The organism is Pleurocapsa sp. CCALA 161, assembly GCF_003003995.1.
Classification (GTDB): Bacteria; Cyanobacteriota; Cyanobacteriia; order Cyanobacteriales; family Xenococcaceae; genus Waterburya.
The window spans coordinates 43,279-59,571 of the sequence record NZ_PVWF01000014.1 but is presented as its reverse complement, the minus strand read 5'-3'; the positions used below and the strand labels follow the sequence as shown (position 1 = coordinate 59,571).

Here is a 16,293-nt window from a genome sequence, read left to right as displayed (position 1 = left end):
ACAAGGCAGAATAGAGGAATCGGCTATTGCCATCATTGGGATTGGGTGTCGTTTTCCTGGGGCGAATAATCCAGAAGAATTTTGGCAGCTATTGCGGGATGGACAGGATCGGATTAGTACAGTAGGCGATCGCTGGTCAGGCTCGGGCTGGGGCGGTTTTATTGAGGGAGTAGATCGATTCGATCCGCAGTTTTTTGGGATTACTCCCCGTGAAGCGCAAAGTATCGATCCTCAGCAAAGATTGCTTTTAGAAGTAAGTTGGTCAGCTTTAGAAGATGCAGCTATAGCGGGCAATGACTTGGCGGGAAGCAACACAGGGGTGTTTATTGGCATCAGCAGCAGTGATTATTCCCAACTGAGGTTTCACTATGGGACAGATGTAGATGCTTATTTAGGTACAGGGAATGCTCATAGCATCGCTGCCAATCGTCTGTCTTATATATTTGACCTCAAAGGTCCTTCTCTAGCAGTCGATACCGCTTGTTCTTCCTCTTTGGTGGCGTTACACTTAGCTAGTCAGAGTTTGAAAACAGGAGAATGCGATCGCGCGATCGCTGCTGGAGTTAATTTGATCTTATCTCCTGAACTCAGCCAAACCTTTGAAATGGCAGGGATGATGGCGGAGAATGGGCGTTGTAAGACCTTTGATGCTGAAGCGGACGGTTATGTCCGTGGGGAAGGCTGTGGGGTAGTGATCCTCAAGCGTTTGGCAGATGCTCAACGAGATGGGGATCGTATTTTAGCAGTAATTAAAGGTTCGGCGATCAATCAAGACGGTCGGAGTAACGGTTTGACTGCTCCTAATGGTTTGTCGCAACAGGCGGTAATTCGTCAGGCTTTGGCTAATGCCAATATATCTCCTGACGAGGTGAGCTACATTGAATCTCACGGTACGGGGACATCTTTGGGTGATCCCATTGAGGTTAATTCTCTCAAGGCTGTTTTAGGGGCAAGGTCAGAATCTTGTTATCTGGGTTCGCTGAAAACTAATATCGGGCATCTAGAGGCAGCAGCTGGGATTGCGGGGTTGATTAAAGCAGTGCTTTGTCTACAGCATGAGGCGATTCCCCCTAATCTGCACTTTCACCAGCTAAATCCGTTAATTGATTTGGCAGACAGCAAAATTACTATTCCTCAAAAACTACAGCCTTGGAATGGTGGGGCGAGATATGCTGGGGTTAGTTCCTTCGGCTTTGGTGGTACAAATGCCCATGTTGTCTTAGGAATGGGGCAGACAGGCATCGCTGAGAAAAACAAGGCTGAATCACCACAACGCTCATGGCACATATTAACTCTATCGGCCAAAACTGAACCTGCTCTCAAAGATTTAGTTTTGAGTTATCAAAATTATCTGAAGAGCGATGCCGATTCTAACTTAGCTGATATTTGCTACACGGCGAATGTTGGCAGAACGCATTTTAATCATCGTTTGGCGATCGCAGTTAAGACAAAAACTCAGCTTCAAGAACAGCTGGCAAATTTTCTTACCCAGCGATCAGCTAAAGCAATTGCGGTGGGTCATACCGACAATGATAATCAAGTCGCCTTGCTCTTTACAGGACAAGGCTCTCAGTATGTAAACATGGGCTATGAGCTATATCAAACTCAGCCAGTCTTTAAAGCAGCTATAGATCGCTGTGCCAACATTCTGCACGCCTATTTAGAACATTCTCTGCTGGAAATCTTATTTGCCGAATATCCTTCATCCACTAGCCCTCATCCCTCATCTTGGTTAAACGAGACAGCCTATACTCAACCAGCAATTTTTGCCTTAGAATACGCCTTGACGCAGATGTGGATCGACTGGGGTATTAAACCCACAGCCTTAATTGGTCATAGTGTCGGTGAATATGTGGCAGCGACGATCGCGGGGGTATTCAGTTTAGCAGATGCCCTCAAGCTAGTGGCAATGCGCGGGAAGCTCATGCAGAACTTGCCCCAAGGAGATATGTTTGCAGTGTTGACAGACGAGGATACAGTCAAATCAATCATTGCACCTTTTGCTACCAAAATAGCGATCGCTGCTATTAATACTGACCAAAGTATTGTCATTTCTGGAGAGCAAACCGCAGTTGCCGAAGTGGTGAGTAAGTTTGATTCTTTGGGGATCAAAACTAAGCAATTGAAAGTATCTCATGCTTTTCATTCTCCGTTGATGCAGCCAATTTTGCCAGAATTTAGCAAGATTGCCGAGTCGGTAGAATATTATCCACCCCAAGGAAAATTAATTTCTAACGTGACAGGAAATTTAGCTACCGCTGAAATTGCCACTGCTGAATATTGGATCAATCATGTAGTTGCTCCCGTGCGTTTTGCTGAAGGGATGAAAACTTTACAGGCAGAATGTAATATCTTTTTAGAAATTGGCTCAAAACCAATTCTCATTAGCATGGGACGTTCTAATATATCTGTTGCTGGTCAAACCAACATTTGGTTACCAAGCTTACGCCCCAAAAAGAAAGATTGGCAGCAAGTATTACAGAGTTTAAGTTCACTTTATCTTAGCGGTATAGACATCAATTGGCAGAATGTAGCTCAGGGTATGAATCTGCAAAAAGTTGCTCTGCCAACTTATCCCTTCCAAAGACAAAGCTATTGGTTAGCGAAAACAGCCAACAGCAACAGCCAAGAGGTTTATTTACCTTCCCCAGAGCGGGTTTCAACCACTGATTTTTATCAGATTCAATGGCAAGAATACCCAACTAAACTAAATTCCCAGTTAATTACAGGTAAGTTCTGGCTAATTTTCGCCAGCGAGCATTTGGGTGAACAGCTTAAGGTTAAATTAAATAATCAACAGCAGGATTGTTTAGTAATTAGCGATCGCCATCTTGATGAAGACAAGTTCACGCAGATATTTAATCAGTATCCCAACATTGACAAGATTATTTATCTGGCTGGCTTAGATCTGCCTCAGCAGCCAACTATCAACGCAATTACTAACTATCAACAGCAGCACTGTACCAATATCTTAAATCTGTTGCAAACTGCAACAGCAAATTCTGTGGCTGCACCAATCTGGCTGGCTACTAAAGGACATCAAAAAATAGAAAATGAATTAGATATCACTAGCATTGCTTCAAGCTGTCTATGGGGTTTGGCAAGTGCGATCGCCGTCGAACATCCTGAATCTTGGGGTGGCATTATCGATCTTGACCAACGGTCAAGTAACCATGAAGTCGATCTGTTAATCCAGGTTGTTACTCAAACAAACCAAGAGGATCGTCTAGCAATACGACAAGATCGGCTTTATGTTCCCCGCTTGCAAACTACAACAGATATAGACCAACGCTCAGAGCAGCGCGAAGTTGCGTTGCGGGGGTTTCCCCCGTTGAGCAAGCTTCGTAAGAAGGCTCCATCGTCTTACGGCGGAGTAATTTCTGACTTGAGTCAATCTTTAGAATTAAGTTCCCGAGGTGCTTACCTAATTACAGGTGGATTAGGTTCATTAGGTTTGAAGGTGGCTCAACTGCTCGCAGATCGAGGTGGCAAGCATTTAATTCTCATGGGTAAAAGTCAGCCTTCAGAGTTGGCTCAACAGGCGATCGCCAATTTAGAACAGCAAGGGGTTACCGTTAAGACTGTTCAAGCCGATATTACTGACTATCAAGCCCTTAAAAATATCTTTGACGCTGCTGACTTAGACTGCCCGATCAAGGGAATTATTCACGCTGCGGGAGTACTAAGTGATGGCTTACTAGAGAATCAAACTTGGTCTAGTTTCCATCAGGTAATTGCTCCCAAAGTAGTAGGGGCTTGGAATCTACACCAAGCAACTCAAGATCTGGAGCTAGATTTCTTTGTTCTCTTTTCCTCTGTTGCTGCTTTGATTGGTTCACCAGGACAAAGTAACTATACTGTCGCTAATGCAGGTTTAGATGCGATCGCGCGTTATCGTCATAGTCTAAATTTACCCGCCCTAAGTATCAACTGGGGTGCTTGGGCAAATAGCGGCATGGCGGTTGAGCAAGGCTTTCAGATTAAGGGCTTAAATCTAATCGATCCTGCTGCTGGATTAGCAGCTTTAGAGCAGTTACTTAATAGTAAAGCAACTCAGATAGGAGTAATTGATGCTGACTGGCAAGTATTAAGCCAGAAGTTTGACTATTTACAGCAGTCCAATTATTTCTCTGAGCTAGTTATTCCCACAGAAAAACCAGAAAATAAACAAATTTTCCAAGATTTATTGGCAACTTCTCCTGTCCAACGCCCTGCCTATCTAACTCAATATCTCCAAACGGCGATCGCTGAAATTCTTCAGCTTGAACCCGCTAAATTATCGATTAATGATAGTTTGCTAGATCTGGGGATGGATTCTTTGATGGTAATGGAAGCCATTAACCAGCTTAAAACAGATTTGCAGTTGGTTCTTTATCCCCGAGAATTCTATGAGCGTCCCCAAATTAATCATCTGGCAGAATATCTAGCTAAAGAATTTGCTCAAGCTCATGAAATGGCAAGCAAAAGCGCCATAGCAGTTTCTCAGCCCAAACGCAATCTAGTCAGGGAAAAACTAGCTCCAGCAGCTTTTATTCTTTCTAGTCCTCGTTCTGGATCGACTTTACTACGAGTTATGCTGGCAGGACATCCTCTTCTCTGTTCTCCTCCTGAACTGCATCTGCTGCCTTTTGATAACATGGTAGAGCGATCGCAGGAATTAGGAGTATCCCAGCTTGGGGAAGGATTAAAACGAGCTTTCATGGCATTAAAGAATATTGATGCAGCCCAAAGTCAGAAGTTAGTAGATGAGTTGCTCGCCGAAAACGTCAGCGTCAAAGAAGTTTATCAACAACTACAGCAGCTAGCGGTCGATCGCTTGTTGGTCGATAAATCTCCAACCTACGCCAGCAACCGCGAGACGTTAGACAAGGCAGAAGACATCTTTGAGGGGGCTAAATATATCCATTTAGTGCGTCATCCTTATTCCGTAATTGAATCTTTTGCCAGAATGCGGATGGATAAGCTGGTGGGTTCTGGCGAAGGCGATCCTTATCAGCTAGCAGAATTAATCTGGCGCGAAAGTAATCAAAATATTCTCAACTTAGCTGAAGAGATTGACCCTCAACGCTATCACCTAGTTTATTACGAAGACTTAGTAAGTAAACCCCAGTCAGTACTCAAAGGCATTTGTGAATTTCTAGAAATTCCTTTTGATGCTGCGGTATTAACTCCCTATCAGGGCGATCGCATGACCGATGGCGTGAGCGAAACCGCCATGTCTTTAGGAGATCCCAACTTCCTCAAGCATCAAACTATTGATGCTCAGTTAGCAGAAGCCTGGAAAGGCATCAAGCTACCGAACGCTTTAGGCACTTATACTCAGCAGCTAGCCCAGGAGCTTAAATATGAACTGCCTAATCAAGCCTGTACCGATGTCGTCGATCTTTTGATGGAAGAAACCCTGATTACTATTCGAGGTTTAAAAATCTGTTTATGTACCTGGGGACCTGAAGAAGGGCCGCTAGTCCTCTGCCTACACGGCATTTTAGAACAGGGTGCAGCCTGGTCAGAAGTGGCTATTCGCCTTGCTCAAAAAGGTTATCGGGTAATTGCCCCAGACTTACGCGGACATGGTAGAAGCGATCGCGTCGGCAAGGGTGGTTCTTATAATCTAATTGACTTTTTAGGAGATATCGACGCTATTGTCGAGATTTTAGCAGGTAAAGCGTTTATTCTGGTAGGTCACTCCCTCGGTTCAGTCTTAGGGGCAATATTTGCGACAATTAGACCCCAAACGATTAGAAATATTGTCTTAGTTGAAACTATTCTGCCTACTGCCGAAGAAAACGACGATCCAACCACTGCCTTAACTAATCAGCTAAATTCGATGGCATCGCCTCCCGAACATCCCGTCTTCCCCGATATAAAAACCGCTGCCGAGCGTCTACGCAAAGCAACCCCTGCGATTTCTCCTGCTTTGGCAATGTTGTTAGCAGAAAGAATTACCGAACCCTGTCAAGGTGGCGTAAGGTGGCGCTGGGAACCCTTATTACGAACTAGAGCAGGAATTAGTTTAAACGGGATCGGGCGATCGCGCTATTTAAAACTCTTACAAAAAATTAAAGTACCAATTACTTTAGTCTATGGCGACAAAAGCAATTTCAATCGGCAGGAAGATCTAAATAAACAAGAGGAAGCAATGCCTAATGCCGTTAAAGTTGTTGTTTCTGGGGGACATAATCTACCTTTAGAAGCACCTTCAGCGTTAGCAAAAATCATTAGTGGTGCAGTTGCCTTAACTAATAAATTGATTCCATAAGCATATTTAGCATTGGTGATAATTTTACTGTGAAATTTTCCCAAAATGTTGACAAAATAGCCAGCCTAACATCCAATACCTTGTATAGCGATACGCACCTGTATGAGGACAAGCATTACTTGTTACTTGTTACTTATGAGCATAAATAACTTTAATATGTCCTAACTTAATGTTGTACGGCTATAGATTGCGACTTACCTAATTTATGAATCAGACTAAGCTTAAATCTATTAATAGTTATCATTGGCAGAATATCCGTTTAATCGCCACAGATATGGATGGAACTTTAACTCAGGGAGAAAAGTTTGATGCTAAATTATTACAAGTCCTAACTAAATTATCAGCTGCGGGGATTGATGTTTTAATTACTACAGGAAGATCGGCAGGATGGGTACAAGCGATCGCCACTTATTTACCTGTGGTGGGAGCGATCGCTGAAAACGGCGGTTTAGTTTACTGGAATCACGATCCACAGCCACATTTGATTAGTGATCTAAATGTTATTCAGCATCGCCAGCAATTACAAAGAGTTTTTCAACTACTTGAGCGGAAATTTCCGCAAATTAGAGAGTCATTAGATAATTGCTTCCGTATGACCGACTGGACGTTTGAAGTCGAGAACTTGAATCCTCTTGAATTAGAACAAATTGAACTTGTTTGTCAGTCCCAGGGTTATGGTTTTACCTACAGCACAATTCAGTGTCATATTAAACCAATCTACCAGGATAAAGCCCATGGCTTAAATAAAATCATCCCGCAATGTTTTCCCCATCTAAAAGCAACAGAAATAGTCACTATTGGCGATAGTCCTAATGACGAGTCGATGTTTAATCAAGCAGAATTTCCCCTGTCCGTGGGAGTAGCTAATGTCGTTCAATATTGCGATCGCCTCAAGTATTTACCTGCTTATGTAACTAGTCAGTCGGCAGGAGAAGGATTTTGTGAGTTGGCAGCATTGATCCTGGGAATGACTGTTTAACAGAATTTCTTCAAATTGCCACCTGAATTCTGACAAAGTTGAAAGCTAGACAAAAAACTAAACTCTAGTAAATATACTGTTGTTGCTAGGCTTTATTAAGAGGATGATAAATTCTAGAGTTAAACAGTAACAATACAGCATTTAATTAAAACACTGCTAAATTTTTTAATTAGGCTAGCTGCAAAATCGCCTCATGGCTAGCCAATTATCATAATCTTGCTCCAGAACCTAGTTACAAAACTGGGTTTTTTTCTGTCTTAATACCAATTCCTAATCAGAATTCCCGCCAATTGTCACCTCTTTAATTCTCAGACTAGGTCCTCCACAACCAACAGCTAGCCCTGATTGCCCTCCTTTGCCACAACCGCCAGACTCGTCCCAATAAAAATCATCACCGATCGCTTCAATATTTGCTAAGGTTTTGAAGACATTGCCTGAAAGAGTTACATCCTTGACTGGTTCGGCTAATTCACCCTGACGAATCATCCAGGCTTCCCCTGCGCTAAAGGTAAACATTTCACCGTTAGTCATCCCTCCTAGCCAATTGCGAGCGTATACGCCTTCGTTAACATCTTTAATTAAATTTTGGACAGGAGTTTTGCCTCTAGCAATCCAGGTATTAGTCATGCGCACAATAGGAGAATGATGGTAGTCTAAACAACGAGCATTGCCTGTGGGTGCTTCTTCCAGTTTGCCCGCAGTTTCTCGCGAATGAAGTCTACCCACTAAAACCCCATCTTTAATTAACTGAGTAGTAGTGGCGGGAGTTCCCTCATCATCGTAAAAGTAGCTGCCGCGATGAACATAATTATCTTCTGATGCCATTGGTACAGCACCATCAAAAATTTGTAGTTCTGGTGGACCAAAACGCTTACCCATGCTCATCACTTCTAATAAGTCGGGATTTTCATAGACCATATCTGCTTCCGATAGATGCCCAAAAGCTTCGTGAACAAACAATCCAGTTAAAATTGGGTCAATCACGACGGTATAAATATCGCCCTTAATTTTGGGTAAAGATAGAGCAGCTACGGCTCTTTGGGCTGCACTAATTACCTGTTGATCTAGGTTAGTCAGATCTTCATAACCTTGACGCGAGCCTGTCGTTTCCCTGCCTGTTTGAAGCGCATCATCCTTTCTTGCTGTTGCCGAAAAGCGCATTTCCATATCTGACCAGGATTGCTCAATTAAACTCCCTTCAGAAGTGGCCAGAATTATCCTTTGAGAGCTATCCCCATAGCTAACGGTAGTAGTAGTCAGACAGTCATGATAGCCCCGCAGTAGCTCATCGTAGCGATCGCATAGGGCTTTTTTATCCGCTAAGGATACATGTCTGGGATCGCTCCCTTTGAGGGGAACATGACAAACTGTTTGAATTGGCTCAACGGTTGCTAAGATTGTTTCGGAGTCGCCGACTATTTTTGCAGCAGCGATCGCTTCTTCAATTCTCTCTACCAGACTGTTCAAATCGTCAAATGCCGAAAATCCCCAACCTCCACGATAACAAGCTCTCACCTGTCCACCTAAAGCAATGCTTTCACTCAGGGTTTCGATTTTACTTTGGCGCAAGAGAATATTAGTTTCTGCTGCTTGTTCTAAACGAATGGTCAAAAAGTCAACGCGATCGCGATATTTGGTGATTAGTTCGCTTAGTCTGTTTTTGTGTTCGGCAAATAGATCTGGCAGATCGCTCATGATGATAATTTATAAGCAGAAATAACTTATATTATCGCTGGTTTTTACAGTCCTAGCTTTGTAGCAAGGGTAGACATTTATATAGTTTCTGATCTAAATAGAGAGAATGAGGATAGCTGATGGCTAGATCTATTGCCTCCAACACAACTTCAGCATCACTTTCTTTGGTACAAAAAGAATTTACCCCCAGGGAGTACAACAGCTCAATTACTTCTGGATGTCGATAGTCACTCCAATGAATAATACTACTTTCAGGCGCGATCGCCTTAAATAGCGCTAGATTATCAGTATCTGATTCTGATTCGATATCAAAAAATAGTAGATCGATATTCATTTCTCCGTACATCAGGGAGAAAACCTGCTCTGAATTATCTAACAGAATCACATTGAGGTTTGCTCTTTGAGTCTTAATCAGCTGATATAGCTGTCTTCCCTGTTGCCTATTGGGTTCAATGATGACTGCGTTTAAACGTTTTGGAGAAAATATAGGATCGAGCATAAACCTTAAAAGTTCCTTTCAGTATTTCCATTTAAATATTATTACTTAGAATAATACTGATTTTTAACTTTTGAAGTATTTTTACGCTTAACTAATCTAAAGTTAATCAAAACACTTTGATTATTTAAAGCCTAGTTAAAGTTCACGTCTAATCACAATATTTATGCACAATTATCTGATAGATCGGTTAGTGAAGCAGAAACATCAAACCTGTTTGTCTCTGACAAAGTTAATGCAGCGCTCGATCAATAATTTATGTGCTTCTACTTAAGTCAATCAGTATTTTTACTTATAAGTAGCTTGAGCAACATCAAAGTAAAAATGAAAGTAAAAATGTAATTACTCTGAGTGCGGAGCGATGATGAGCAAATCTATACTAATCACAATTTTTTTGTGAGATGAAAAGCTTTGAAGCCAAGCATCTATCTAGAACGGAGAGGGGGGGATTCGAACCCCCGATGAAGTTTACACCCCATAACTCCTTAGCAGGGAGCCGCTTTCAACCGCTCAGCCACCTCTCCAAGTTACTGGTTTATCGATTTTGAATTATAACAGATTTATTTTGGCTAGCGACAAAAATAGCCGAATTATGGCGTAACTTAACTTTTATTAAAGATAATTCGGTTTCTTCTGCTAAAGACATAGTAAAAATTCAACTGATTAATTTAACTGATCAATTTAATTAAAATTCATTAAAAGATTTTATTCAGTCCTAAACTTGACTGAATTAGCATGGGAGGGCAAGCCTTCTGCCTGAGCTAGAATTTGAATAGTGCTAGACATTTTTTTCAAAGCAGTTGCTGAATATTGAATCAAGCTAGAATGCTTCATAAAAGTTTCTACTCCTAAAGCTGAAGCATAACGAGCTGCTCCTGATGTTGGTAAAGTATGATTTGGTCCTGCTAAATAATCTCCAGTTGCTTCTGGAGTCGAGTTGCCAATAAATATTGCCCCCGCGTGACGAATTTGCTCAATTAAGTCCCACGGTTCTGCTACTTCTAGTTCTAAATGTTCGGGAGCAAACAAGTTAGACAATTCTGCTGCTTCTGCTAGGGAGTCTACAACAACGATCAAACCATAATTAGCGATCGCTTTTTCCGTTAAAATTTTGCGTGGATGCTCGGCTAGCTGATAAGTAACTTCATGCTGTACTTTTTGAGCTAATTCTTTACTAGTGGTAATTAAAATAGCGGCAGCCATCGGATCGTGTTCTGCTTGAGCTAGTAGATCCGCAGCCACATAGACTGGATTAGCCTGTTCGTCGGCAATCACCAGCACCTCCGAAGGTCCTGCTAAAGAATCTATCCCTACTGTCCCATAAACCATTTTCTTAGCGAGGGTAACGTAAATATTGCCAGGACCGGTGATTACATCCACTTTGGGAATGGTTTGAGTTCCATAAGCCAGTGCGCTAACTGCCTGCGCCCCACCAACTCGGTAAATTTCTTCTACTCCCGCTTCTTGTGCAGCCACTAATACTGCGGGATTAATTTTTCCATCCTGACCAGGGGGCGTAACCATTACTATGCGGGGAACTTGGGCTACCTTGGCAGGGATAGCATTCATTAAAACAGTGCTAGGGTATGCTGCCCTTCCCCCAGGCACATACAGCCCTGCTCGATCTACAGGGGTATAACGCTTACCTAAAACCACATCGTCTTCTTCAAACTGTACCCAGGATTTAGGAACTCGCTGACGATGAAAAGCTTCAATTTTTTGGCAGGCGATCTGAATTGCACTCAGTAAATCTTTGGATATTTGTTGATAAGCAGCGTCTAGCTCTGAGCCTCTAACTCTTAGCTGATCGGCAGTGTAAATTTGTCGATCAAATTTTTCAGTGTATTCTAACAAAGCGCGATCGCCATTTTGCTTGACGTTGGCAACAATTTCCCGAACAACTGCTTCTTTGGGCTGAACGTCATCACCATTGTTGCGATCGCTGATTCGTTTTATTTCTGTTTGTGCCTCAGTTTGCCGATCATCAATTATTCGCAGCATCGAGATCCCCATATCCATTTGAGCTTTTACACAGAAGTAAACTTTTACTTCTAATTTATTATATGAATCTTTACAGTAAGAAAGCCACTCTTGTCCTAGCTTAACGCGAATTTCATCGTCAATTCTTAGTTGAGCGCTATCAATCAAGTTTTTAAAACAACTTGACATTAAGTGGAAATACTTGCTAGACTTTAAAATCCAATTCTATGTGTAATTCCAGAATTAATTACTTAACCAGCAATTTCTGTTTAAAAAACTGTGGCTAACTCTAAATCGGCAATCAAACGGATCAAAACAGCAGAGCGCAACCGTCTACGCAATAAGACATACAAGTCTTCCCTTAAAACTCTGACTAAAAAGTATTTTAGCGCGGTAGAAGCTTACACAGCCGAACCAACTTCTGAAAACATGGAAGTGGTTAATAATGCTATGTCCGAAGCTTACAGCAAAATTGATAAAGCTGTAAAACGTAAAGTGTTGCATCGAAATAACGGTGCGAGAAAAAAATCTCGTATTGCCAGGGTTTTAAAGCAGGCAACTGCGGTCTAAAACTAGCTTAATATACCAAGATAAAATCTAAAATTATTTTGATCTTGAGAATTAAGATCAAAAATAATTGCTTTTTCAGGCTCTCTCTCAAAAATAAGCAAAATAACCAAGCAATACACCAGGTATAAATGCAGTTAATAGATACCCATGTTCACATCAATTTTGATGTTTTTCAGGGGAATTTAACCTCGTTAAGGCAACGCTGGCAGGAAGCAGGTGTAGCTCATCTCGTACATTCATGTGTCGAGCCAATGGAATTTCAGGGAATACAGTCTATTGCAGATCGTTTCCCTGAATTATCGTTTGCGGTGGGTTTACATCCTTTGGATGTTCATAAGTGGCATGATAATACGGCGAATGAGATTGAAACTCAGGCAGCTTCTGATCGTCGAGTAGTGGCGATTGGCGAAACTGGATTGGATTTCTATAAAGCCGACAATCAACAACAGCAGATTGTAGCTCTACAAGAACAACTAAGCATAGCGAAAAAGCTGGATCTTCCCGTGATTATCCATTGTCGCGATGCAGCAGCTAAACTAAAAGAAGTATTAACAGATTTTTGCCATCAGGAAGGTTCGCTCAAAGGAGTGATGCACTGTTGGGGGGGGAATGAAATAGAAACCCAATGGTTTCTCGATCTGGGGTTTTATATCAGCTACAGCGGAATTGTAACTTTTAAAAATGCTAAACAGGTTCAAGCAGCAGCCAAAATGGTTCCTAGCGATCGCTTATTAATTGAAACAGACTGTCCTTTTCTAGCTCCAGTTCCCAAAAGAGGTGAAACTAACGAGCCTGCCTACGTGCTATACGTAGCCAAGTATATTGCTCAACTACGGGAGACTTCTTTAGAAATCATTGCCGAACAGACCACTGCTAATGCCTGTCGGTTATTTGGCATCCAATTAAAAACTAAATAATAAAACAATCAAGCAAATTTTTCTCTAACGCTATCTTTGTTGACTAGCCGAACCAGTAAAACATCGTACAACTATCATCTTCATGACTAATTTGACTTACAATCTGCTACCAGACTTAATTGAGATTCAACGTTCTAGCTTTCGTTGGTTTCTGGAAGAGGGATTAATTGAGGAGCTTAATAGCTTTTCCCCAATTACTGACTATACGGGTAAGTTTGAACTGCATTTTATGGGGGAGAACTATCGGCTTAAAGAACCAAAGTACTCGATGGAAGAAGCAAAACGTCGTGATAGTACCTATAATGTGCAGGTATATGTTCCTACTCGCCTAATTGACAAAGAAAGTGGCGAAATTAAGGAAATGGAAGTTTTTGTGGGCGATCTTCCCTTAATGACAGATCGCGGAACATTCATTATTAATGGCGCAGAACGAGTTATCGTTAATCAAATTGTGCGATCGCCTGGAGTTTACTATAAATCAGAAACTGATAAGAATGGTCGCCGTACCTACTCTGCTTCTTTGATTCCTAATCGTGGTGCATGGCTGAAGTTTGAGACGGACAAAAATGGTTTAGTTTGGGTCAGAATTGATAAGACTCGTAAACTTTCAGCTCAGGTTTTACTTAAAGCGATCGGCTTAAGCGATAACGAGATCCTAGACGGTATTCGTCACCCCGATTTTTATCAAAAGACTTTAGACAAAGAAGGTAATCCTAGTGAAGAAGAAGCGCTACTAGAGCTGTATCGTAAATTACGTCCAGGGGAACCTCCTACGGTAAGCGGTGGACAACAATTATTAGAGTCTCGCTTTTTTGATTCCAAACGTTACGACTTGGGCAGAGTTGGTCGTTACAAACTGAATAAAAAGTTACGCCTAACCGTTCCCGATACCACTAGAGTATTAACTACTACGGATATACTAGCAGCAGTAGCTTACCTAATTAACCTTGAATTCGATGGTGGTAGTACCGATGACATTGACCACTTGGGAAATCGCCGAGTGCGATCGGTTGGAGAGTTATTACAAAACCAAGTCCGCGTCGGCTTAAACCGTTTAGAGCGCATTATTCGCGAGAGAATGACGGTTAGTGAAGCCAATAGTTTGACTCCCGCCGCACTGGTTAATCCCAAGCCTTTGGTTGCAGCCATCAAAGAATTTTTTGGTTCATCTCAGCTATCTCAGTTTATGGATCAAACCAATCCTTTAGCCGAGTTGACTCATAAACGTCGCCTTTCGGCTTTAGGTCCTGGTGGCTTAACTAGAGAAAGAGCAGGTTTTGCCGTGCGAGATATTCACCCTACTCAGTATGGTCGAATTTGCCCTGTAGAAACTCCTGAAGGTCCAAACGCTGGTTTAATTGGTTCCCTGGCAACCTATGCCCGTGTTAATTCCTATGGCTTTATTTCTACTCCTTATTATCGTGTCGAGAGCGGTCGAGTCTTGAAAAATGAAGATGCCGTCTATCTCACTGCTGATGAAGAAGACGATATGAGAGTTGCTCCTGGAGACGTAGCTACCGATGATGATGGCTATATCCTGGGTGAAACTATCGCTATTCGTTATCGCCAGGAATTTTCCACCTGCGATCCTGAAGAAGTAGATTATGTGGCAATTTCCCCTGTACAAATTGTTTCGGTAGCAACTAGTCTAATTCCCTTCCTCGAACATGATGATGCTAACCGCGCCCTAATGGGTTCTAACATGCAGCGTCAAGCAGTGCCGTTGCTGCGTCCTGAACGTCCTTTGGTGGGTACGGGGCTAGAGGCTCAAGCAGCCCGTGACTCTGGAATGGTAGTAGTTTCGCGTACTCACGGTATTGTTACTTACGTAGATGCAGAAGTTGTGCGAGTTAGAGTTGAAGAAGGCAATAACGGCTTATATGCTCCCCAACCTGGAGAAGAAATTGTTTATAAGCTGCAAAAGTATCAGCGCTCTAACCAAGATACCTGTTTAAACCAGCGTCCTCTAGTGTATGCAGGAGAAGATGTAGTTCCTGGTCAAGTACTAGCAGATGGTTCATCCACAGAAGGAGGGGAATTAGCACTCGGGCAAAATGTGCTGATCGCTTATATGCCTTGGGAAGGCTACAATTACGAAGATGCCATTCTAATTAGTGAGCGTCTCGTGTATGACGATGTCTACACCAGTATTCACGTTGAGAAGTTTGAAATTGAAGCTCGACAAACAAAATTAGGACCAGAAGAAATTACCCGCGAAATTCCTAATGTTGGGGAAGATGCTCTACGTAATTTAGATGAACGAGGCATTATCCATATTGGGGCTTGGGTAGAAGCAGGTGAGATCCTAGTAGGGAAAGTAACCCCCAAAGGAGAATCAGATCAGCCTCCTGAAGAAAAGCTGCTCAGAGCAATTTTTGGTGAAAAAGCTAGAGACGTACGGGATAATTCCTTAAGAGTGCCTAACGGAGAAAAAGGGCGCGTAGTTGATGTTCGAGTTTTCACTAGAGAGCAGGGGGATGAACTGCCTCCTGGCGCTAATATGGTGGTGCGGATCTACGTTGCTCAAAAACGCAAGATTCAGGTAGGAGATAAAATGGCTGGTCGTCACGGTAATAAAGGGATTATCTCCCGCATCTTGCCGATTGAAGATATGCCCTATCTACCCGACGGTACACCAATTGATATTGCCTTAAATCCTCTAGGTGTGCCTTCACGAATGAACGTAGGACAAGTATTCGAATGTCTTTTGGGCTGGGCAGGTGAAAACCTGGCTACTCGCTTTAAAATGATGCCTTTTGATGAGATGTATGGCAAGGAAGCATCAAGAGAAACTGTACACGGCAAGATTCAGGATGCAGCCCGCAAGCCAGGCAAATCTTGGGTTTATGATGAAGAAAATCCAGGGAAAATTCAGGTCTTTGATGGACGTACAGGAGAAAAGTTTGCTCGTCCTGTGACCATAGGCAAAGCATACATGCTCAAGCTGGTTCACCTAGTAGATGACAAGATTCACGCTCGTTCTACAGGACCTTACTCGTTGGTAACCCAACAGCCTTTGGGTGGTAAAGCACAGCAGGGTGGACAACGTTTTGGAGAGATGGAGGTATGGGCATTGGAAGCTTATGGTGCAGCCTATACTCTGCAAGAGTTGCTAACAGTTAAGTCTGATGATATGCAAGGACGTAACGAGGCCCTAAACTCAATTGTTAAAGGAAAACCCATTCCTCGCCCAGGAACTCCAGAATCCTTCAAAGTATTGATGCGCGAACTACAGTCTTTGGGACTGGATATAGCAGTACACAAGCTAGAGGCGCAAGAAGATGGTAGTAGTCGCGACGTAGAAGTCGATTTGATGGCAGATACCCCTCGTCGCACTCCTAACCGACCTACTTACGAATCTTTGCAAAGAGAGGAATTAACTGAAGAAGTCTAATTA

General features: G+C 42.5%; 8 protein-coding genes and 1 tRNA gene. 5 read left to right on the top strand and 4 right to left on the bottom strand.

Annotated features, from left to right (window positions below):
• On the top strand, nt 1-6,259 hold a 6,259-nt coding region (locus C7B62_RS05585; RefSeq protein ID WP_106233633.1), incomplete at its 5' end, for a type I polyketide synthase.
• A gap of 205 nt (nt 6,260-6,464) precedes the next feature.
• The gene (locus tag C7B62_RS05580) at nt 6,465-7,238 is read left to right on the top strand and encodes an HAD-IIB family hydrolase (RefSeq protein ID WP_106233632.1); all 774 of its coding nucleotides are present in this window, start codon (nt 6,465-6,467) and stop codon (nt 7,236-7,238) included.
• Nucleotides 7,239-7,508: 270 nt separating this feature from the next.
• Here the strand turns inward: C7B62_RS05580 and C7B62_RS05575 are convergent, their stop codons facing one another.
• From C7B62_RS05575 to hisD, 4 genes are all read right to left on the bottom strand, one after another.
• Nucleotides 7,509-8,924: a TldD/PmbA family protein gene (locus tag C7B62_RS05575; protein ID WP_106233636.1), complete on the bottom strand. Its 1,416-nt coding sequence runs from the start codon at nt 8,922-8,924 to the stop codon at nt 7,509-7,511.
• Between the two features lie 61 nt (nt 8,925-8,985).
• Nucleotides 8,986-9,432 carry a response regulator transcription factor gene (locus C7B62_RS05570; RefSeq protein WP_106233631.1) on the bottom strand — a complete coding sequence of 149 codons (447 nt, stop codon included), beginning with the start codon at nt 9,430-9,432 and terminating at the stop codon, nt 8,986-8,988.
• A 432-nt stretch (nt 9,433-9,864) separates the two neighbouring features.
• Nucleotides 9,865-9,953 (bottom strand) — tRNA-Ser (locus C7B62_RS05565).
• Nucleotides 9,954-10,134: 181 nt separating this feature from the next.
• Nucleotides 10,135-11,430 carry a histidinol dehydrogenase gene (gene hisD / locus C7B62_RS05560; RefSeq protein ID WP_106233635.1) on the bottom strand — a complete coding sequence of 432 codons (1,296 nt, stop codon included), beginning with the start codon at nt 11,428-11,430 and terminating at the stop codon, nt 10,135-10,137.
• A gap of 258 nt (nt 11,431-11,688) precedes the next feature.
• Here hisD and rpsT point away from each other — a divergent pair, with 258 nt between their 5' ends.
• From rpsT to rpoB, 3 genes are all read left to right on the top strand, one after another.
• Nucleotides 11,689-11,979, top strand: a complete 291-nt coding sequence (gene rpsT / locus C7B62_RS05555) for a 30S ribosomal protein S20 (RefSeq protein ID WP_106233630.1) — start codon at nt 11,689-11,691, stop codon at nt 11,977-11,979.
• Nucleotides 11,980-12,107: 128 nt separating this feature from the next.
• Nucleotides 12,108-12,896: a TatD family hydrolase gene (locus tag C7B62_RS05550; RefSeq protein ID WP_106233629.1), complete on the top strand. Its 789-nt coding sequence runs from the start codon at nt 12,108-12,110 to the stop codon at nt 12,894-12,896.
• A gap of 82 nt (nt 12,897-12,978) precedes the next feature.
• Nucleotides 12,979-16,290, top strand: a complete 3,312-nt coding sequence (rpoB, locus tag C7B62_RS05545; RefSeq protein WP_106233628.1) for a DNA-directed RNA polymerase subunit beta — start codon at nt 12,979-12,981, stop codon at nt 16,288-16,290.
• Nucleotides 16,291-16,293: the final 3 nt, after the last annotated feature.

What these genes read in the sequence shown, in the direction of transcription:
- C7B62_RS05580 (WP_106233632.1), top strand. Translation starts at nt 6,465, where the DNA reads ATGAATCAGACTAAGCTTAAATCTATTAATAGTTATCATTGGCAGAAT.
- C7B62_RS05570 (WP_106233631.1), bottom strand. Translation starts at nt 9,432, where the DNA reads ATGCTCGATCCTATATTTTCTCCAAAACGTTTAAACGCAGTCATCATT.
- hisD (WP_106233635.1), bottom strand. Translation starts at nt 11,430, where the DNA reads ATGCTGCGAATAATTGATGATCGGCAAACTGAGGCACAAACAGAAATA.
- C7B62_RS05550 (WP_106233629.1), top strand. Translation starts at nt 12,108, where the DNA reads ATGCAGTTAATAGATACCCATGTTCACATCAATTTTGATGTTTTTCAG.
- rpoB (WP_106233628.1), top strand. Translation starts at nt 12,979, where the DNA reads ATGACTAATTTGACTTACAATCTGCTACCAGACTTAATTGAGATTCAA.